The organism is Flavobacterium sp. T50_26 (assembly GCF_057652995.1).
In genome coordinates, this window is record NZ_JBYFCC010000002.1 from 27,871 (window position 1) to 46,414 (window position 18,544).

Below are 18,544 nucleotides of genomic sequence, written 5' to 3' on the forward strand. Positions count from 1 at the left end.
TTTAAAGTTATACATTCAGAGTAAAAGATGCACTCTCACCTCTTAATAATAATTTAGTCGGTTCAATATTATTTTGATATACATGTACATTACCCAAAAACAATGTAATGCTCTTGATTTGAAGCTTTATTTGCTTACTAATCAGGTAAAGGTGATAAATATCACTTGGAAGCCCTAAAGATGCGTCTGAGCTTCTTTGGTAGGCTGTAATGACAAGTTTTTGATTAACAACCTGAAACTGTATTAAACTCAAACATGGTTGTTGATTGCTCTCAGTATTGTTAGAGCCTAAGAATAACACATAATTCTTTGAGTTTCGTTTCTCTTTGTTGATTTTCTCAATAAGCTTTGGGAGTTGCTCAAAATATGTTGGATAACTATTTACCAAAATAGGTCCGCAATAATCCCACCATGTTATACCGGAATCTCTATAAGCTTCTGTGAGACGTTCGCCTGCCATAAATAAAGTTAATTCATCTTTGAGCTTCTTTCGTGCTATTCCATGCCCTTCAAATAGCTCAAGGAGGTCAACAGGCTTTAGTTCTAACTTTTCATTGATTAAGTAAGTTATGTTTCCTTTTTTATTTTCTTGTAGCTTTCCTGTTGTAAGGATCTTTTGTAAAATTTTGTGATACTTGTTCATTTTGATTGATAATATGATTTTTGATGATTAACTTTGCCACTCTCACGATAATTTATAAAACAACAATGCCAGCATAAGAAGACTTTTGTTCTCCAACGCTGGCATTGTGCTAAATTAAATTACCGTGAGAAGTTATTAATTTGTTGGAGGACTTTTTTTAGTTAGTGCCTCCCGGCTAACATGCTATTTCCTTCTTGTGAAATAGTAAATAAACGATGTTAACGGAATTGATCCATAAACCGAAAACCGCAAATCCTTCCAGTCCGGTTCTGACCATGCAAAAGGTGTGATGCCCAAAAATTTCCAATTAGATAGTTTTTTCAATCCCGGTCGTTTTCCATCACGAGTCATATACTCAAGGGCACCCCAAAGCATTTCTTTTGCAAACCAAAACGCAAGATTTAAGATTAATGCAATTCCAATTAAGTGACCAATTGGCCATGCAGTTGTAGTGAAAAAAAACAGCACAAAAAAGAGTACTGAAACGATTCTACCGCCTAACCAATGAAAGTGGTAGGATTTAGCCTTGATGTCTTCAAAAGGCGTTTGAAAGTCATGTTTTAAAAAGTTTTTCATAATTCAATATTATTTGCGTTGATAAATATTTGGTCTATTTCTTCTTTCGATTTATTTAGCAAATGCCCTAAAAGAAGTACGGTTTGAGAGTTACGAGTAACAAAATTTCCATACTCTAAAAAATCAAGTGCTCTAGTTCTAGTGGGCTCTTCAAGTTTATCAAACTCTGTAAGAATGAGTTCAAATAAGCCCATGTCTTTTAAAATTTGCCGCAAACACCACAAAGGCACTTGTTCAGGAACTTGTACTCTAAACACTGGCTTATTTTCATTTAGAATCCAATCCTTTGTTAATTCAGGATTAGCTAAAATGAATCTTTCAGTATAACTATTTATGAAGTTGCCTTCAGAATCATATCTGTATAGTATTTTCATTATGATACACTTGAAATTAATAATGCGAATTTTGGCATGACAATACCGGCGTTTATATGTGTTGTAACAGTTGATGGTAAATTATTATTTGGATTATTTCCAACGCCATATGAGCCGTTACGTGAAGAATTATCACCAACACCACCTCTGTTTTCAAGAAAATTACCTAATGTTAGAGAGTTAACACCGTACGTAGTAACTAAATCTCCATTAGTACCTCTTGCAAAGGTGAACCAATGTAGCCCTTTTGCTATTGATACTGGTACGGAAAAAACACCTGTCTGAGTTGTTCCCGCACCTACAACAGAAATAGTACATTCTGCATTTTTATTTCCGGGCTTTTGATTTGAATCTGAGTGATACACACCAAACTTTAAATCGCCATTTCCAGAAGAAGACCCTGATACAATTTGAACAGAATCAACCACGCAATCCCGCAAAAATGTCAATCCTACATAGTATAAAGTATTTGAAGAAACAACAACTCCATTAGTGTTTGCAAGGGTAACATTTACATATTCACCAGCAACAGGCACAACCGTTCTTTGATCGCCCAAAACAGCTTTTTTAGCCATTTCTGTGGTAAAGAAATCTTGACGAATTGCACCATCAAGACCCGCACCATAGGCTGCATAAAGTTTCATTATTCCTGCAATCAAGTCAGTTGCACTTGGAACTGTTCCACCTCCGGGCTTAGGAGTTAAAATATAATCTAGTGTTGATACACGTTTTACTTTGTAAACGACATTTCGCTCTAAAACAATTGGATCAAGTGAACCGTTTATGCTATAAGTTCCCGCTGTTAATAATCTGACAATACCAGTACTTTGGTTCACAATTTCCCAAACCTGATTTCCGCCGATAGAAGTAGGGATAACGAAATCTAAATCAAATGTCATAAATGCTCGTAGACATCTTGATGTATCTGTATCTTGAAGAGTATAAGAAGTAGTTCCGGTTATGGTTGCAACAGGTCGCTGAGTTTCAACACGAGCTGTATAGTACGGCATTTGCAAAACACCGTTTAAACTAGGATTTTTTAAAAATTTAATTGTTTGCCCATCCGGAAATTGAGCGGCCAAAGTATTAGCTAAAGCATAAAAATTTACTCTGTCCACTGCGGGTGCTGACGGGTCTGAACCTAAAATAATTAAAGCTAATAAAGAACTTGGAATTTCTGTATCAGGTTCATCACTTTGATATATTGGTAAAAAGTCCTCTTCAACAACAAATAAACCAGCAATTGTTCCAAAAGTTCCATCAATGCCAGTGTAGGCTTTTACATAAAAAATTCCATCAATTGTAAAAGTAACAAAGACAGGAGCCGCCAAAGTTGTTTCCTCACTTTCATTAATATAAGTCACGAAATCAACATCAATTTCGCCTAATTCAATTTTGTTAGCATTTGAAAGTAGGTAATCAATGTTACCAGCGTTCAAATTGATGAGATGACGTAAACTATTTATAGCAGCCACAACCAAATTAAACTCAGGAGCAAATAAATAATTTGCTCTTGGTTTACCCTGAACCGCTGCCAATTTTTCGGCAGAATCTTGTTTTTGTTGAATGCTTATAAATGTCATCTTAAAGTATTTCTTCAGGTTGTGTTAATTGCAAAAGTTTTTCATGATAAGCTTCTAAAAAATCAGCTTTATTAGCCGCCGTAATTTCTACTGTCATACCGTTTGTAGTCATAACATTGTACTCTGTTTTTCCGGTTGTATTTTGTATCGCTAAATAGTGAAGTCTAGCGGTTTGGTTCATTGGAAAATCTTTAGTTAAGAATGTAAAAAACGCATCAGAAGAATTCTCAAGCTTAGACGAGATCTGTGATTGATTGTTTATTTTTTGCTTTTCCAAAAACTCACTTTCGTAAAGCGACATTTCCATAGGTGTTCTATTTACCAACTCACCTTCAACTATTTTTAATGGGCAAACATTATAAATATAAGCAGGAACTTGATCCTCCGGCAAAACCAAAGGATCATCACTCAATCCTAACATATCAAGTTCAGTAGCGTTTTTTGCAACACAAGTCCAATGAATTAACGGTTTTACATCAACCGCAATAGCTTTAAAAAATCTCATATTAATCGTTTTTTATAATTAAATAGTTAAGAGTCAAAGATTGAGTCGCATTACCGGTCTCACGTAAATGAATTTTAAATGAGGTTTCAGTTTTAGAATGAATTGTGTAAAAATAATTAGTTGAACCAGCAGCATTAGGTGGTGGCGTTTCAAATGAAACATAAACGCTATAGTTAGAAGTGCCCACACTGGCAAAAGGAATAGTAACATCTGCATTAAGAACATCACCAAGAATATAAGTGCTTTGGAACAAAACGTTTATAATTTTAGGCTTATTTTTTAAAAATGCGTCTGATGATGGGTTTACTACATCCCAGTCAGTTTGCACATTTACCTCCGCTCCAGCTTGAATTCCTAAAAGCTTATTTAACAGTGCAGTCGTGAAATTATTGTCCGTATGCACATAATTAGGGTCAAACACTGCTGACACTCGCACAAAGTCACTCAAAGCCACTCCGTCAACAGCGTCAACCTGTGCGTTAACAAATCGGAAAACGTCCTCGTTGTTTCCGTTCTTAAAGCCAAGTGATTGGATGACAACATTCTTTTTAATTTTTGTGGCCGATGTTCCGGCGGTTTGCTCAAAGCGGCAAAGCTCACCGTCGATGTAGCAGTAACCTGCTGTGATGTTAGAACCGGAGATTTGCATCCCGGAAATAATATAACTGCCGGAGTCAGGAACATTACAGAAAGAAATAAATGCTTTCAGGACATGAAAGTAAGCCTCTTGCATTTTTCGAAGGGTAAACTGTTTAAAACGATATCCTCCATTTTTAGTAAAATCTATTAAATTCATGGTGTATAAATTTCAATGTTATATTTTTTGCCAATGTACCGGTAACTATCAACCAAAGCTCTCAAAGTGATTTCTTGAAAGGTAATGGTGTCCGGCATGAATATTGTCCAACTTGCGAAACTGGCTCCGCTCTCCTCGTCAACCAAAAAAACGTCGTCCTCGTTGGGGTCGTCGTCGTCTTCCAAAAAGGAGCTGTCTGTCTCTTCATTTTGCCAGATATATAATTTGTCTTCCTGTGCAATATCATCAATATAGATGAGCTTAGTTCCTTCGTGGTCTTGGTTGTCATATCCCGGAACACTATACGACTCATTCAGCATTTTCTCTAAATAAATCTTTGTGCCGTTGTGTTGCATTTTATAAAGCGTTTGATCTGCTATTGTTTGCAATGGAGACAAAAAAGCCTCGTTATGACACACCGCTTGCTTTGCCCTAAAATAGGTTGGCAAGAACTCTTTTGAGAGCTTATCAATATCAATTGTTGACCAAAACATACGGTAAATAATTTATGATTAAGTTCTCTTCATTAATTTTAAAATAACCCGATTGCGGAACTTTAAAAGCCGTAAAATCGGCAAAATCAAAAGCAGCAAACTTGTGCTGTAATAGCTCTATAACTGCCAAATTTATTCCGGGTTCGTTTTGTATTGCTCTTTCAAAAAAGTTAGTTACAAAAGCTCCGTTAAACTCTAACTCTGTTAAATACGATTTAATGGCCGCCTTAACAGGAAATATGTCTTCAGTAATATTTAATCTTCTACCAGTGTTCAAATCAATTTGCAACGGATCTACATAGACGTTTAAAGTCACTTTTAATAAATCGGCTAGTTCATTTATTAACCGAATTCTAACGCCAGGTACTTTCATTTGGTTCAAATAGAAAAGTAATCTTTCCGCTTCCGGTTCTGCCAATGGTTCAAGTTCATCGCTGTTAATTTTTGCAACCTTAACCACAAGCTCACCGTCTTCACTTTCTAACACAGCACATCGATTTACTATTTTTCTTTCCTCTGGGTTCTCAACCTCACTAAGGTCATAAGTGAACTGTCCGTCCATCCAAACCAAAGGCAAACCATCGTGAAAGTTGTAAACGGTAGCGATAAAATTTGGCAAGTTTTGAGGTCTTGAGTTTGCCGCATTGGCCGAAACAATCAACTCGTGATTATAAATCATGTCAACAAATTGCTCAAGCCATATATTTTCAACGGAGGCAATTGAAAACTGCTCTTCAAAAGTTTGACCCGGTGTCAAATCATACAGTTCAATTAAAGCCGGATTAGCAATGAATGAGCTTTTAATTTCCTCTCTTATTTCTGATTTATTTCGTGCCATACTTAAAATGATAATGGGAACTCTCCCGGTAATTCATAATCTAGTGAAACTACTATTGGCGTTTGTAATGTTAATCCCGTTGCCGGAACAATATTTCTTGCAACGTAATACTGGATAGCCTTTTCATCTTTTACATTCTGTGGAAGTACTAGCTCATCACCCGATTTTAGTGTAGAGCTAATACTTTTTTGATTTGCGTATGCAATTGAAAAAGCATAGTCAGCAGTTCCATAATATTGAATGCTGACGTCGTAAAACGTTTGACGGTTTAATGCCTTAACTTTTACTAATCCGTTTTGATTCTTTCGCTCTAAAGTCGGTACAAATCCGGTTTCTTTGATTAGTTCTTGATCCTCTTGTAATTTTATACCTGTTGCAGGCACAATGTTTCGAGATTTGTAAAACTGAATTACTTCAGGTATAATCGGAACGTTTGGCAACACTAATTCATCACCAGATGCAAGCGTAGAACTAATACTTTTTTTGTTGGCAACGGCAATAAGAAATGCATAGTCAGCAGTTCCAAAATATTGGATGCTGATGTCATAAAACGTTTGATTGCCTAACACCTTAATCATAACTTGCATCAATTTTTAAAGTTCCGGTTTCTGGAATCTCAATTGTTTTTACTGTCAACCCATCAGCAATAAATTCGAACCTGATTTCACGTGCCAACTCATCCGGCTGATTAGATTCAAGGAAACGCTTTGCTCCAACGCCTCGCATTGGTAACTGTTTAAAATCTGACTTTTCGGCCAACAATAACATTTGTTGGTTTTGATACGTTGTTTCGCCGATCGCTAAGGATCCGTTTACAACTTTCAAAGTCATGTTTTCGTTAAGCAATAATCCTCTCATTTAAACCTATTTTAAAAAGTCATTAAATCGCGTTTCAACGGCTTCAAATTCCACCGTGTTTGTCAATGCCGTTGTTGTTCCGGTTAACGTGTCCGGTGTGGTAACAGTAAAGCTCATGTTTTTGATAGCGGCTATCAAATCACTAACTAATATTTTGAGCGTTTCATTTTGTTTTTGCAACTTGAAGCCATCAGCATCAATCTCAAAAATTACATTATCAATGTAGTAGCCTACTTTTTCAATTTCATCATAACCAATAATCATCCAGTCGTCGTCATCTTCCACACGAACAGCCAAAATATAGCTGCCAACTTTCGGGATAATAATCAAACTCTTTTTATCACTCACAACAGGACGAAGGCGAACGTTAAAATACTCTTGACCGTCATCATCTATTAAAACACAGGTTGCCTCACTTGTATTAACCGATTTAACTTTTGCGATGTTTGAAACGGCTGGTCCGTTTTTTTTTGCCATCTCTTTAAATCCTGCTCGTATTTCTTCCGCTGTTGGCATTATAGCTGTTGTAAAAAGGTTAATTCAATTGTTTGTCTTCCGCCGTTTCTGCCAAAGCTTCCTTTGACCGCTTCAACAAAATAGTTCCCTGACTTTTCCGAGTAACGAAACCCATCAATGTTAGCCACAAAACCTTTATTAAAATGAGGCTCTAAAAACAACTCTATGTCGCCCTGATGACCTCCGTAATTTGATTTAGTTTGTAATCTGTTGGCGATCTGTTTTAAAAGCTCACTGGGAATACCAGCTTTCACTTTTACATCTTTTTCATTACTGTACTTTTGAACATCTGCCGGCGTTCGTTTTACTTCACCTTTTATGTTCTTTTCAATAATGTTGATCTTTACATTTTTGTCAAGCTCACGCTGCTTAAAATTGTCGTCTTTAATAGTGTTCCAACCTAATTTTAATTTTACTGTTTTCTGTGATTTACCAAAAAGAGTTCCAACATATAGCTCATTAAAATTGAAATAAACCGCAAGCTTACACTCATCTTTTAGCCAGTCCAAAACCTGTATTCCGGTAGCGTTTTTAAATCGGACATTCTGCAAAGGAATGTTTGGTATTTCGGTGGAAATAATGATGTCTAAACCTTGACATAAATCGGTTACAATTTGTTTAGCCGTTGTGGAGCTGTAACTTTTATTAAAAATAACATCGTACAACAAATACGCATATCCTTCACATTCTACTTTCACCGGGATGCCTTGCACCACTCGACGAACAAAACCCTTAAATCTTCGATCGTTTCTGCCATCATAACCCAAAAGAACATCCACCGCATCACCTTCTTTTACTAAATATTCTTTCCGGGCGTTTAGCTCTGATTTGTCCTCCGTTGAGAGTTTATCAGTCACTAAATATTTAATTCGCGGCAAGTCAATTGAACAGGTGTCAACATAACTATTTACATCCGTTTTCCAGTCTACTTTTGCGGGCTTTACTTTTCGTAAATTACCAATACTGATTTCACTACTTAGCGTAAACATTATACAATGATTAGATCTTGAATGTAATCTGACTCACAAACTAAATTAAACGGTCTGATGTAGTGGCTTTTCCCTTCCACCTCCGGAAAGTCTAAAGTGGTAATGACAACTTGTGCATTTTCCTCCAAAAACAATTCTGGATAACCGCCTTTTAAAAACACCGGTTCGGAAGTTTCAAATAATTCCTTTAAAGCATTGATTTGATCCTCCGGAAACTTTCTGTCTTTTCCAATCAAAAAGCCTTTTATAGTAAAGCGATAATCATCAATATTAAACTGCTCTTTTACTGTTCCTTTGCGTTCACTAACAGGCGTTTTTACAATCGTTTTCATCAAATTAACGCCAACAGTACAGGCTTCAATTTCAATAGAACTTTGCGTATTTTTCCAAAAGGTTACCGGAAACCAAATGTCCCGACCCATAGCCGAAAACTTATTTAGTGCGATTCGCTTTGTGGTATAGTCAAAATTGGCTAAGTCTCTGCTGTTTTCTGCCACAACATACTTGATGTCTTCGCTTTTAGAATCACCCGGCTTTATTCCAAAAGGTGTGTTTCCAAAAGTTGACCGGTATAACTTGTATAAATCAAATGTTTGTGACATTATGCTAATTTTGAACCGTTATATATTACTCTTGCCAATGTTTCCATGACAATTTTTTCAAGCTCTTGAGCACTCTCATTGCCGCTCATGGTTGTAAACTGAATGTTGTCAAAGAACTTAGCAACTGAAATGTTTATCGTTTTAGGACCACCACCAACTACACTCTCACCCGCAGACCTTCCTGCTGACTGATTGGATGCTGACATTTTGCTCGTTGCAAAAACTGTACTTGGTGATGCCGAACCTTTTGGCACGCCAACCGGTTTAGCTTTTACATTTACAGTTACATTCTTTTCCTCAGCAAAAAAGCCTCTTATGTATTTATACACGTCATCAATTGCTTTAAGAAGTGGCATAACTACATTTTCCCACACCCACAAAAGTTTGTCTACAATCCAACCAATAATTAAGAAAACACGTTGTAACACTCCTTGAATTACTGCAAAAATGTCCTTGATAATTTGTGAGTTCATCACAAACTCAATGATAGATCCTACAATTTTCCAAATGGCAATACCAACCTGTTTTAAAACACCCCAAATCACGCCTGCAGTTTCCTGTGCAATGGCTAAATAATCAGCCCAACCTCCTGTTTGTGTTCCGATGTTCGTGACATAATCAATGATAGAACCTAGACCATCGGCAAACAGTGTAATGTATGGTTGAACCATTTGTAAAGCCGGTGAAATACTATTTGCAAAACGAACCCCAATATCTAAAAGCTTGTTTATAATTGGTGAGAAAGCATCGCCCACATCAGCAGCGGCTGTCATGAAATTATCTTTCATTGTGTTCCACTTTCCGCTTTTGGTGTTACTTTGAGCTTCCATTGCACCCTCATACATTCCGCCTTTGGCTCTTGACATAGCTAACGCCGCCTGAAGTTGCTCATAGGTTACCTCCATTTCTTTAACCTGCTCTATATTTTTCCCTGTTGACTTGGCCAACATTTCATAAATATTAATACCGGTCATTCCAAATTGTCGGATATCCATTGCCGTAGCTTTACCAACTGTTTTAATCTGTTGCATATTGGCTGCCATTCTACCAAGCTCATCATTTCCACCTCCAACAGCTGCTATTGCATTTGCCAAGTCTAAGGATGTAGAACGTGCTAAAACTGCATTCTCTCCTGCAGAAATTAAAGAACGGTTTACCATCAATAAGCTTTCCGTGTCAAACGGTGTGATGTTAGCATCTTGACGAATGTTTTTGTAAGCTTCGTTTGCTCCGGCTTCACCTAAAAATGTCTTAAGTCCGGTTATAGCAGTTTCCTTTTTAAAGCTTTCCGAAATAATTGCTCCAGCTCCTGAAGTAATCATTCCTAAAGCTTGAGTGTAGATACCACCAAGCATGGAACCAATCGCCATTCCTTGAATGCCCATTCCTTTGCCGGGCATCGAAACGCCACCGCTTCCACCCATAGAACCGCCTTGACTTCTCGCACTTTGTCTGTAAAGTGCGGCAAGCTCTCGACGAGCTAACGCAATACGACTTGGTATTGTGCTATTCTTTATAGTGTTTTCGGCATTCTGAATTTGCTTATTAAGCTCTCCAAATGAATCTTTTAAAATCTTATTTTTACCATTCACTTGATCCATGTGCTTAGACATTCTACCAAATGTTGATTGAGAGGTTGAGCCCATTTTATTGAGCTCACCTCCCATCAGGTTTTTAAGTTTTAAAACAAATTCAATTTGATTGTTCATCAGGTGTTACCGTTTTTTTTGTCCCAAATTTCTAAGGCTATCCCGGTTCTGTAGTAAAACAGTTCGTCGCCCCATTCTTTTAATGCCGTTGAGCCAAATTGCATAGTGCCAAAGACCGTTAAAAATTCAATGCCTGCTTTGTTCTTTTTTACGTCGTTTTTTCCACGCTCACTAGCCGCGAAAAAACTCCCCTTTTTTGCCCTCCAGCAAAGCATTCATTTTTAAGAACACAGCACACCATTTGTCCTCGTCGTTGATAAGTTCAACATCGCCATCAATCCAAAGTTGATCTACAATTTGAACTCCGGCTTTTGCCATTCCATTTTCAGCAATTGCCATTAAATAGTCACCTAAATCCTCAGCCGTTGGAGGTCTTAAAATGGCAAGCGATTCATCTACTTTAATAAAAAGCAGTTTTCTTCCGCCGGCTTGTTTTTCAGCTTCAGCAATTTTGTCCTTGCCGAATCTTTTTACAAACAATTCTTTTAGCTCATCTGTGATGGATGTGATTGTTTCTTCCTTTTTTTTCTCTTGAGCTTTTCTCTTAGAAAAAGCATCATTGATTGTTTGTTTTGTTGACATTGTTGTATTGATAAAAAAGTTAATATTATCCCCTGATTGCTCAGGGGATTTAGATTAATAGATACTCATTGCTTTGAATGGCAGTGTAGTTTCACGGTTTTTTGCACCCTGTTCCATTTCTGCCGACCACTCCGTGAACTTAACACCTCTTACGGTGTAAGTTGTAAGGGGATCTGTGGCTCTTTTTTTGAACGATAAAGTCATTGTCGCCGCTTCGTGCGGAACTTCGGTTAAATCGTCATAATTTGCATCTTTGGCGGTTTTGTTCAAGGCATCTACCTCAAAACCTAAAAGCTTAATAGAACCGGAATATTTGTTATTTCCTTCGTTCAAATCAAGTGGCTCATTTCCTGCTCCAAAGATTTCCTCAATATCTTTCTCTTTTTTCAAAGAGAAACCACGCAATCCTTTGATTACACGTCCTAATAATTTTACTTCAAATTGTGCCCATGCACATTCAGAAGATGTAACATTTACATTCATGGTTAAGATAAATTAGAGGTTAAACCCATTTCGATTTTAATCCAAGTCAAGTAGCCAAGTGGTAATATTTTGACAGTTTCAGTCAAAACAGGAGTTTCAATCAAGTTTTGATCTGTTGAAATAATCACATCCACATCACTGATCTGCCCGGACATTTGAGCCAAGATTGCTTGCTTTGTAGTTTCCTCCAAATACTTCGCATCAGCTTCGTTTATTTTGCCTTCAGCAGTCATTCTAACAGAACTCTCCAAAAATGGAGTGTTGATTGCCGTTGCAATTCGTTGAGCTTTGTCAATCAATGAACCGTGAACCAAAATTCTAAAGTCATCATTTCCGGCCATGTTGTCACGACCAAAATAATAACCGGCAGATCCTTCACGTTGATGAACTACACAGAACCCGGCATCGGCAAACTCATCGAGTTGCACAGGAAAGAATTCTTCAATTGGCTTATCTTTTATGAAAGCTTCAGCAACTGAAAGAGGTCCGTTTAATCCGTCGCCAATTTTTACATGAACTCCGAACTTCATTGTTCTGGCAATTGCCAAAGCGGCATAAGAAGTACCGGCTGCATTGTTACCTAAAACAACCATCGCTCCAGTGTTCAAAGCTGTATTTGGTTCGTATAAATCGGCATCCAAATCATTTACCTTAGCGGCAATGATTAAGCGGAAAGGTCTGTTAATAGTGCGTTGGTATTCAATAAGTGGTTTTGAAGCCAAAACCGCTGCCGGAACATCCACGTCCAAAAATTCCTCTCCCGGATCATACGCACCAGCCGGAAGCCTGTCTATTGCAACATGTGTAATATCTCTTTTGGCTTGCAACAACTTTTTAATTCCGTTTTCGTTAGTTGATGTTACCATTTGAGTTAATGTCATAGTATCCTCAACACCCATTACATAAACCTTTTGGGAACCGCCTAACTCAGTATAGAATTGTTCTAAAGCTCTGTAAATTTGTGGAGCAGCTAAAAGCGTGTAACCTTTGGCAATTGCATCCTGCAAATTGAAAACTTCCTTAACTAATCCTATATGAACAGTGGACGTCATAACGAATGCGGCAACACCGTCAATCTTTTTGACCTCTCTTAATAAATTTCCGGAGGAAACGCTAACGTTTACTGCGGGTGTTCCTGTTCCCTGACCCATTACTCTTGCGTTTTAGCTTTTTCTTCAGTTAATGCCTTGAATAGATCGTCCTTGCTTTGTGAAGGAGTTTCAAGTTTTAATTCTTTTACTAAGGCTTTTGCCTGAGCATAAGTTGTTACTTCAGGGTCAAAATCGACAAGAGTGATAACAGCATCGTCAGAAGTGTTGTCATCTTGCTTTTTTTGATCTCTTTCGAATTTTTCTATTTCACGGTCTTTCAAGTTGGTTGCATACCCTTGAGCCGCTCCCGAATTGTGAAATACACGTCCGTCTGATGTGATGTGGCACTCATTGCTCAATGGGTGACGATCAAAGTAGTCTTTAGCTAAATCTTTATTTTTTGACATTTTAAATTGATTTTAATTAGTTATTAAATGAACTTGAAATACTTTATTGCTTGCCTTATGATAAGTAACAACACGATGAGTAGAAAGATTTTTCCACACCATAGTTGCACCACCTGAAATTGCGTGAAAGGCTTTTCGATAACAACCGGATAAGGTGTTCTTACTTCGGTAAATACTTTATCGGCTTTGTGAACTTCTTTCCATTGGGCAAACAGCTTTTCGGCTTCCGCTATGCAATCCACACTTAACTCATTTCCGTTTAATTTGACATCCGGAGCTTTCAATTTTCTTCCGGGTGTTTGTTCTGCTTCCTTAAGCTGCGGCTTACCGTTAACACATTCGATGTAGGCTTTATAAAATGAGCTATCTTTTTCCGTTAAGAAAACAGTGTCTTTTATTGTTTCCGTGATCGTGGTTTCCTTGATTTCGGTTTTTGTTTCTGGTGGAAGCGGAGCAGCTGATTTACAACCAACTGCCACCACCACCAACACAACAACAAAAAACAGTCTGAAAATTGCTTTCATATATTATATTTTTTTGATTTGGAAGTGCATTCCGTCCTTTCTTTCCCATGTTCCACCCCAATCACAACCCGCATCGGTAAAACATTTTACAAATGCTGGTGAAAGCTTTGGTTTTTGATGCAATTGGTTTTCTGATGCGTTAACATCGACAGCAAGTGCCCATGAGTGTAATGAGAGCGATAACAAACCTCTTTTTTGACGAATGATAAAACAACCGTCCCATGTTTCTAATTCAGAGGCTAAACCTCTATTGATTACATTTCGTAATGCCTGTTCTAGTATTGGTTGAAAATCTTTGTTGATGAAAATCTTCTTTGGAAACCCAATTGTTCCAACCTGTGAAAAACGAACGTGTTTGAAAGCATCTTGAATATCTTGGTCAACTAACCAAAGGACAAAGTGTTTTGATTGGGTTGCCAAAAGATTTGGATCTCCATATTTTTTTAAACATTGTGCTGATGTTACCATTATACTTTGCCGTTTAACTGTTTGTATTTTTTCAGCTCATTGGTCATTGTCTCAATCTCTTCAATTAGATAGTCGATTTTTTCGTCGCGTTCTTTTATTCGTGCATCACGCTCCTGTATTCTTTTGTCACGCTCTTCCAATTGATGAATGGCTTGATCTAATCGTACTTTGGCATCGTCTAATAAGTTTCGATAAAATTCTGATGCTTTTACCTCGTTTTCCAATTCCTTTGCTTTTGCATCGGCATTGTCAATTTTGGTTTGAAATTTTGGTTTAATCCAATCAAACAACTTAGTGGCTAAGATGCCTAAAAAGGCGTACAATGATGGATAAAGAACTGTGCTTAAAAAATCTTCCATTTGACTAATTATTAAAAAAGCTGCCATCGTGAAATGACAGCTTTTGTTTACATATACTTCGGTTAAGTTTATACTGCCGCTTGAACAATAAGACCAATACCTTTCCAGTCTTCGCGTTTGCAACGACCTCCCATTTTCACTAATCCGGAGTGAATATCTCCGTAGTAAAGTGGGTTGCCGAAATCTTGAAACAACTCAGTTGTTCCCAAAGCTTTCGTTACCGATTGCTTTTGCCAGAAGATAGAGGCAAGGTTATCAGTTGCAGCCAAAGCTTCACCCGGTAGTCTGAAAGTTCCGTTTGTCTGTACAGCCAATACCGAACTTCTTTCTAAAATGGTGAACCCGGCATATTTACCAACGATTCCGTTTGCTAAGTCAGCCGTTTGCTGAAATGCTGCCATTTGGTTTCCTGATAAAGAGTTTTGGAACTCTTTTAACATGAAGCTTTCTAACATTGCATAACGGTCATTCTTTGGCACGTTGTCTTTGTTAAAAGTCGCTTGCATCACATCAAACTCTACATAAGTACATGCCTTACGCACACCTGTTTGACCGTCAACACCATTCACAGCTACAGAAGCTCCCGAAGTTGGAATTCTGCGGCTTGCAGGAATAAACTCTACTGTAGTTCCACCACCAACGGCAGGCTTCACACCACGAATCCAACTGTATGTTAATTCGTCACCGATTGTTTCTGCTAAGGTGTCGGTATGGTCACCTAATACGCTGTCGGTTTTCTCGTAGCTGATTTCCATTGCCTCAGCATAGGTAATCGCTGTTGGATCTGTAGTAAATACATCAAGTGCATAAACAACAGCTGTATCGCCTCTTTGAACTGCTGTGGCAGCTCCAAAAGCTCTATTTTTTACTACACTTGGATTTGCTCCGGCTTGTGGGATATACACCACACTTCCGCCTTTTACAAATTTTGATTCATCATTACAAAGCATGATGTGTGGGTTTGTTCTACGTAGTTTTTCTACGATATAGGATACCCAAAACTCTTGAGGAATTTTTAAACCTGCCATAATTTAGTCTTGATTAGGAAATTTTTCTTTTTTCATTTTTTCGTACAAGTCAGGGAACTTCGTTCTTACTGTCTCAAGTTGACCACTTGCGTACAAGTCATCCCACTTTTTACCTTCAAAAGCTGCTAAGTCTTTAGCGTCTGCCTCTGTAGTTTCTTTCGCAACACTTACCTGAGCAGGCATAGCATCGATAAGGTCTTTTAAACCCTCTGGATTATCAGCATAAGACAGCTCCAATTTAGAAGCTACCTCATTGGTAAGCTTTTTGTCGGTTTTGCCCTTAGCAATTAAATCAGCCACTTGTGATTTTACAGTTGATGCCTGTAAATCTTTGAGCTCCTTTTCTTTTTTAGTCAACTCAGCCGTTTTGTCTGAAAGGTCTTTTTCCAATAATGGAACCTTTGCGGCTAAATCAGCTAAATCTTGAAGCTTGACAGACACGTCAGACTCGCTGGCTTTGTCGTCTAAGTTTAAAGCCGCCAACATGGCCGCTGTGATTAAAACTTTACTCATATCTCGATTTTTAGATTTTACTTTGTCTGTTAGATCAGCTAACTCGATTGGATTGTCATCCATATCATAAAGATTAGCCAGTGCATTCATATTGCCCGGAATGTCAACGAGTGAAATTTCACGAGGAAACCATTCTGTAATTGTAAGCGAGGTTTGACCTTCAAGCTGTAGCGATTTATCATCGCTCGCATCAAGACAAACAATACGTCCAACACTTGCAGCGTTCAAAAAGCCGTTTTCAATGTCATCAACTGTTTTTGGTCCTTCCGGATGCGAAAGGTTAATGACCGGTTTTGCATAAACTTTGTCGCCGTCAACTCTAAAGTCCTCCCAACGTAGTACAATACCTTTGTCTCTATCGTGCATTAGAAAACCAATCGGGTTTTTCTTAAACTCATCGAGCTTTAAACCTTCTGTTAGCAATCGATATCCATACACATTCACAGATCCATCTGTGATGCAATATTCTCGATCTATTTTTTTGATTTTCACGTTAGCCATTTTGGGTGCACTTGATTTATTGATGCAAACTTATATCGATTGCTAAGGCTCTGAAAATAAGTGTGCAATCCTTGCGTGACTTTTTTATTTACAAGGGTTTTCACTTCAATTTTGCAGTATAAATCAATGTGAAAATGGGCTTATCAAAAGACAGCGAAAGAGAGTTTGCTAGAATGTTATACGTTAATGATCGTATAACATTTAAGGAAATAGCTCTTCGTGTGAAAGTTTCTGAAAAGACAATCAGTAAATGGGCAGATTTAGACGGATGGGATAAGCTTCGTAAAAGCTTATTAACCACTCGTCAAAATCAGTTAGTTCACTTTTACAATCAACTGGAAGCAATGAACGATATGATTGCTTTAAGAACTCCACCTGTTCCGCTATCTAAGGAAGCCGACACAATGTCGAAAATCACCTCTAACATTCAAAAGTTGGAAACGGAGGTTGGTCTTGGCGAATATGTAGAAGTTGGTAAAAAAATATTGACTTTCATTCAGAATGTCAATCTGAACGATGCAATCAACTTTAAAAATTACATTGACGAGTTTATCAATGACAGAATGAAAAATGGCTAAAAAAATTACGGATAAGGACTATTTATTACAATGGCAGGAGTTTTGCAAAAACCTTGACAATGCCACACCTATTGACCTTACTGAAAGTTCAGCTGATAAGCTAAAAAGAAAAAAACATTTAGAAGACAATCCGGAGGAATGGTTTAAGTACTATTTTCCTAATTACTATACCAGTGAACCTGCGGACTTTCATATCAAAGCAACGCGACGCGTTTTAAAGAATGATGAGTGGTACGAAGTACGCTCATGGGCGAGAGAATTATCCAAATCAGGTCGCACCATGATGGAAGTACTATACCTAGTTATGACCGGCAAAAAAAGCAACATCTTACTGGTGTCTAATTCTGCCGATAATGCGGAGCGTTTGCTTTTACCTTACAAAGCCAACCTTGAACACAACAATCGTTTAATTAATGACTACGGAGTTCAAAAGCGTATTGGTTCATGGGAAGCCGCCGAATTTAAAACACGTAAAAACGTGGCTTTTCGTTCCATTGGTGTTGGTCAGTCACCGCGTGGAACTCGTAACGACGCCAAACGCCCGGATGTTATTTTAGTTGACGATATCGATACCGACGAAATATGCCGAAATGAAGAGCGTGTAAAAGAAAATGTGAAGTGGATAGAACAGGCTTTAATTCCAACTCGTTCCATTAGCACAGGGCTGTTGTTAATTGCGTGTGGAAACATTATTGCAAAGTATTGCTGTATCACTGAAATGGCAAAAAAGGCGAATAAACACGACATTGTAAATATTCGTGATGAGCACGGAAAAAGCACTTGGCCACAAAAAAACAGTGAAGAGCAAATTGATCGTGTTTTGTCAATTATTTCTGCTGCTTCAGGTGAAAAGGAATACTTTAATAATCCCGAAGACGATGGCGATATTTTCAAGGAGTTAATCATTGACCAATTGACACAGCTTCGCCATTGTGATTATGTGGTTGTGTATGCCGACCCTGCTCCGAGTAATAAAGACAGAACAACATCCTCCGGAAAGTGTGTGGCTGTAATTGGTAAAAAAGGGATCAAGTATGGTATTTATAAAGTATGGCTAAATCAAATGACGAACGCTGCATTTGTAGATTACCTGTTTGAGGCCTATCTGTATTTAAAAAGTGCGGGTGTAGATCCAATTAACATATTTATTGAAAATAACACGCTACAGGATCCATTCTATGAACAGGTGTTGTTGCCACTTATTTTTAAAACAGGTGAACAAAAAGACATCGCCTTACCGATCACACCGGATGGCAGATCAAAACCTGATAAACACGTGAGAATTGAGGGAACTCTTGAGCCAAAGAACAGACTTGGACAATTGATATTCAATAAAACCGAAGAGAAAAACCCACACATGGAAAGGCTAATGAGTCAGTTCAAAAGCTTCAACATGAAATCTAAAAAAATTGATGGTCCTGATACAATCGAGGGCGGTGTTGTTGTCATCGAAAATAAAGCCATTGCACGAAGTGTGGACGGCATCGAAATGTTTAAGCGAAAAGCGAACAAATTTAAAATGTAAAT

Annotated in this window: 25 protein-coding genes; 2 read left to right on the top strand and 23 right to left on the bottom strand. The window is 37.8% G+C overall.

The genetic code is table 11. The features are described 5' to 3' along the window. Positions 1–7: 7 nt before the first annotated feature. From AC23MC_RS01300 to AC23MC_RS01410, 23 genes are all read right to left on the bottom strand, one after another. Positions 8–643, bottom strand: a complete 636-nt coding sequence (locus AC23MC_RS01300; protein ID WP_487566623.1) for a thymidylate synthase — start codon at positions 641–643, stop codon at positions 8–10. Positions 644–826: 183 nt separating this feature from the next. Further along, positions 827–1,219, bottom strand: a complete 393-nt coding sequence (locus tag AC23MC_RS01305) for a hypothetical protein (protein WP_487566624.1) — start codon at positions 1,217–1,219, stop codon at positions 827–829. After that, positions 1,216–1,593: a hypothetical protein gene (locus AC23MC_RS01310; protein WP_487566625.1), complete on the bottom strand. Its 378-nt coding sequence runs from the start codon at positions 1,591–1,593 to the stop codon at positions 1,216–1,218. The genes AC23MC_RS01305 and AC23MC_RS01310 overlap by 4 nt, the downstream gene beginning before the upstream one ends. Further along, entirely contained in the window at positions 1,593–3,176 is a 1,584-nt protein-coding gene (locus AC23MC_RS01315) for a hypothetical protein (protein WP_487566626.1), read from the bottom strand. The genes AC23MC_RS01310 and AC23MC_RS01315 overlap by 1 nt, the downstream gene beginning before the upstream one ends. A 1-nt stretch (position 3,177) precedes the next feature. Continuing rightward, a complete protein-coding gene (locus tag AC23MC_RS01320) occupies positions 3,178–3,681 on the bottom strand; it encodes a hypothetical protein (protein WP_487566627.1) in 504 nt (167 codons plus the stop codon). A 1-nt stretch (position 3,682) separates the two neighbouring features. Next, entirely contained in the window at positions 3,683–4,477 is a 795-nt protein-coding gene (locus tag AC23MC_RS01325; RefSeq protein WP_487566628.1) for a hypothetical protein, read from the bottom strand. Beyond that, positions 4,474–4,971, bottom strand: a complete 498-nt coding sequence (locus AC23MC_RS01330; protein ID WP_487566629.1) for a hypothetical protein — start codon at positions 4,969–4,971, stop codon at positions 4,474–4,476. Before AC23MC_RS01330 ends, AC23MC_RS01325 begins: the two co-directional genes overlap by 4 nt. After that, positions 4,952–5,809: a hypothetical protein gene (locus AC23MC_RS01335; RefSeq protein WP_487566630.1), complete on the bottom strand. Its 858-nt coding sequence runs from the start codon at positions 5,807–5,809 to the stop codon at positions 4,952–4,954. The genes AC23MC_RS01330 and AC23MC_RS01335 overlap by 20 nt, the downstream gene beginning before the upstream one ends. 2 nt (positions 5,810–5,811) lie before the next feature. After that, positions 5,812–6,387, bottom strand: a complete 576-nt coding sequence (locus tag AC23MC_RS01340) for a hypothetical protein (RefSeq protein ID WP_487566631.1) — start codon at positions 6,385–6,387, stop codon at positions 5,812–5,814. Next, on the bottom strand, positions 6,380–6,667 hold the full coding sequence (locus AC23MC_RS01345; RefSeq protein WP_487566632.1) for a hypothetical protein: 288 nt from the start codon (positions 6,665–6,667) through the stop codon (positions 6,380–6,382). The genes AC23MC_RS01340 and AC23MC_RS01345 overlap by 8 nt, the downstream gene beginning before the upstream one ends. A gap of 6 nt (positions 6,668–6,673) precedes the next feature. Next, positions 6,674–7,183, bottom strand: a complete 510-nt coding sequence (locus AC23MC_RS01350) for a hypothetical protein (protein ID WP_487566633.1) — start codon at positions 7,181–7,183, stop codon at positions 6,674–6,676. Continuing rightward, the gene (locus tag AC23MC_RS01355) at positions 7,183–8,172 is read right to left on the bottom strand and encodes a hypothetical protein (RefSeq protein WP_487566634.1); all 990 of its coding nucleotides are present in this window, start codon (positions 8,170–8,172) and stop codon (positions 7,183–7,185) included. The genes AC23MC_RS01350 and AC23MC_RS01355 overlap by 1 nt, the downstream gene beginning before the upstream one ends. Then, positions 8,172–8,774 (bottom strand): DUF6046 domain-containing protein, encoded by a 603-nt coding sequence (locus tag AC23MC_RS01360; RefSeq protein WP_487566635.1) that lies wholly within the window; start codon positions 8,772–8,774, stop codon positions 8,172–8,174. Before AC23MC_RS01360 ends, AC23MC_RS01355 begins: the two co-directional genes overlap by 1 nt. Continuing rightward, the gene (locus tag AC23MC_RS01365; protein ID WP_487566636.1) at positions 8,774–10,483 is read right to left on the bottom strand and encodes a tape measure protein; all 1,710 of its coding nucleotides are present in this window, start codon (positions 10,481–10,483) and stop codon (positions 8,774–8,776) included. Before AC23MC_RS01365 ends, AC23MC_RS01360 begins: the two co-directional genes overlap by 1 nt. A gap of 171 nt (positions 10,484–10,654) precedes the next feature. Then, positions 10,655–11,065: a hypothetical protein gene (locus AC23MC_RS01370; protein WP_487566637.1), complete on the bottom strand. Its 411-nt coding sequence runs from the start codon at positions 11,063–11,065 to the stop codon at positions 10,655–10,657. Positions 11,066–11,119: 54 nt separating this feature from the next. Beyond that, positions 11,120–11,548 (bottom strand): hypothetical protein, encoded by a 429-nt coding sequence (locus tag AC23MC_RS01375; protein WP_487566638.1) that lies wholly within the window; start codon positions 11,546–11,548, stop codon positions 11,120–11,122. Between the two features lie 2 nt (positions 11,549–11,550). Then, on the bottom strand, positions 11,551–12,699 hold the full coding sequence (locus tag AC23MC_RS01380; RefSeq protein WP_487566639.1) for a DUF2586 family protein: 1,149 nt from the start codon (positions 12,697–12,699) through the stop codon (positions 11,551–11,553). Further along, positions 12,699–13,046, bottom strand: a complete 348-nt coding sequence (locus AC23MC_RS01385; RefSeq protein WP_487566640.1) for a hypothetical protein — start codon at positions 13,044–13,046, stop codon at positions 12,699–12,701. Before AC23MC_RS01385 ends, AC23MC_RS01380 begins: the two co-directional genes overlap by 1 nt. A 23-nt stretch (positions 13,047–13,069) precedes the next feature. Further along, the gene (locus tag AC23MC_RS01390) at positions 13,070–13,570 is read right to left on the bottom strand and encodes a hypothetical protein (protein ID WP_487566641.1); all 501 of its coding nucleotides are present in this window, start codon (positions 13,568–13,570) and stop codon (positions 13,070–13,072) included. 3 nt (positions 13,571–13,573) lie between these two features. Further along, a complete protein-coding gene (locus AC23MC_RS01395) occupies positions 13,574–14,038 on the bottom strand; it encodes a M15 family metallopeptidase (RefSeq protein ID WP_487566642.1) in 465 nt (154 codons plus the stop codon). Further along, complete coding sequence (locus tag AC23MC_RS01400; protein ID WP_487566643.1) at positions 14,038–14,397, bottom strand: hypothetical protein; 360 nt, start codon at positions 14,395–14,397, stop codon at positions 14,038–14,040. The genes AC23MC_RS01395 and AC23MC_RS01400 overlap by 1 nt, the downstream gene beginning before the upstream one ends. A gap of 68 nt (positions 14,398–14,465) precedes the next feature. Further along, a complete protein-coding gene (locus tag AC23MC_RS01405) occupies positions 14,466–15,425 on the bottom strand; it encodes a hypothetical protein (RefSeq protein ID WP_487566644.1) in 960 nt (319 codons plus the stop codon). Between the two features lie 3 nt (positions 15,426–15,428). Continuing rightward, positions 15,429–16,439 carry a hypothetical protein gene (locus AC23MC_RS01410; protein WP_487566645.1) on the bottom strand — a complete coding sequence of 337 codons (1,011 nt, stop codon included), beginning with the start codon at positions 16,437–16,439 and terminating at the stop codon, positions 15,429–15,431. A gap of 134 nt (positions 16,440–16,573) precedes the next feature. Here AC23MC_RS01410 and AC23MC_RS01415 point away from each other — a divergent pair, with 134 nt between their 5' ends. Next, complete coding sequence (locus tag AC23MC_RS01415; RefSeq protein ID WP_487566646.1) at positions 16,574–17,017, top strand: hypothetical protein; 444 nt, start codon at positions 16,574–16,576, stop codon at positions 17,015–17,017. Then, a complete protein-coding gene (locus tag AC23MC_RS01420; RefSeq protein ID WP_487566647.1) occupies positions 17,010–18,542 on the top strand; it encodes a hypothetical protein in 1,533 nt (510 codons plus the stop codon). Before AC23MC_RS01415 ends, AC23MC_RS01420 begins: the two co-directional genes overlap by 8 nt. Positions 18,543–18,544 lie beyond the last annotated feature (2 nt).

Coding starts and splice junctions, on each gene's coding strand:
- AC23MC_RS01300 (WP_487566623.1), bottom strand. CDS start 643: ATGAACAAGTATCACAAAATTTTACAAAAGATCCTTACAACAGGAAAG.
- AC23MC_RS01305 (WP_487566624.1), bottom strand. CDS start 1,219: ATGAAAAACTTTTTAAAACATGACTTTCAAACGCCTTTTGAAGACATC.
- AC23MC_RS01310 (WP_487566625.1), bottom strand. CDS start 1,593: ATGAAAATACTATACAGATATGATTCTGAAGGCAACTTCATAAATAGT.
- AC23MC_RS01315 (WP_487566626.1), bottom strand. CDS start 3,176: ATGACATTTATAAGCATTCAACAAAAACAAGATTCTGCCGAAAAATTG.
- AC23MC_RS01320 (WP_487566627.1), bottom strand. CDS start 3,681: ATGAGATTTTTTAAAGCTATTGCGGTTGATGTAAAACCGTTAATTCAT.
- AC23MC_RS01325 (WP_487566628.1), bottom strand. CDS start 4,477: ATGAATTTAATAGATTTTACTAAAAATGGAGGATATCGTTTTAAACAG.
- AC23MC_RS01330 (WP_487566629.1), bottom strand. CDS start 4,971: ATGTTTTGGTCAACAATTGATATTGATAAGCTCTCAAAAGAGTTCTTG.
- AC23MC_RS01335 (WP_487566630.1), bottom strand. CDS start 5,809: ATGGCACGAAATAAATCAGAAATAAGAGAGGAAATTAAAAGCTCATTC.
- AC23MC_RS01340 (WP_487566631.1), bottom strand. CDS start 6,387: ATGATTAAGGTGTTAGGCAATCAAACGTTTTATGACATCAGCATCCAA.
- AC23MC_RS01345 (WP_487566632.1), bottom strand. CDS start 6,667: ATGAGAGGATTATTGCTTAACGAAAACATGACTTTGAAAGTTGTAAAC.
- AC23MC_RS01350 (WP_487566633.1), bottom strand. CDS start 7,183: ATGCCAACAGCGGAAGAAATACGAGCAGGATTTAAAGAGATGGCAAAA.
- AC23MC_RS01355 (WP_487566634.1), bottom strand. CDS start 8,172: ATGTTTACGCTAAGTAGTGAAATCAGTATTGGTAATTTACGAAAAGTA.
- AC23MC_RS01360 (WP_487566635.1), bottom strand. CDS start 8,774: ATGTCACAAACATTTGATTTATACAAGTTATACCGGTCAACTTTTGGA.
- AC23MC_RS01365 (WP_487566636.1), bottom strand. CDS start 10,483: ATGAACAATCAAATTGAATTTGTTTTAAAACTTAAAAACCTGATGGGA.
- AC23MC_RS01370 (WP_487566637.1), bottom strand. CDS start 11,065: ATGTCAACAAAACAAACAATCAATGATGCTTTTTCTAAGAGAAAAGCT.
- AC23MC_RS01375 (WP_487566638.1), bottom strand. CDS start 11,548: ATGAATGTAAATGTTACATCTTCTGAATGTGCATGGGCACAATTTGAA.
- AC23MC_RS01380 (WP_487566639.1), bottom strand. CDS start 12,699: ATGGGTCAGGGAACAGGAACACCCGCAGTAAACGTTAGCGTTTCCTCC.
- AC23MC_RS01385 (WP_487566640.1), bottom strand. CDS start 13,046: ATGTCAAAAAATAAAGATTTAGCTAAAGACTACTTTGATCGTCACCCA.
- AC23MC_RS01390 (WP_487566641.1), bottom strand. CDS start 13,570: ATGAAAGCAATTTTCAGACTGTTTTTTGTTGTTGTGTTGGTGGTGGTG.
- AC23MC_RS01395 (WP_487566642.1), bottom strand. CDS start 14,038: ATGGTAACATCAGCACAATGTTTAAAAAAATATGGAGATCCAAATCTT.
- AC23MC_RS01400 (WP_487566643.1), bottom strand. CDS start 14,397: ATGGAAGATTTTTTAAGCACAGTTCTTTATCCATCATTGTACGCCTTT.
- AC23MC_RS01405 (WP_487566644.1), bottom strand. CDS start 15,425: ATGGCAGGTTTAAAAATTCCTCAAGAGTTTTGGGTATCCTATATCGTA.
- AC23MC_RS01410 (WP_487566645.1), bottom strand. CDS start 16,439: ATGGCTAACGTGAAAATCAAAAAAATAGATCGAGAATATTGCATCACA.
- AC23MC_RS01415 (WP_487566646.1), top strand. CDS start 16,574: ATGGGCTTATCAAAAGACAGCGAAAGAGAGTTTGCTAGAATGTTATAC.
- AC23MC_RS01420 (WP_487566647.1), top strand. CDS start 17,010: ATGGCTAAAAAAATTACGGATAAGGACTATTTATTACAATGGCAGGAG.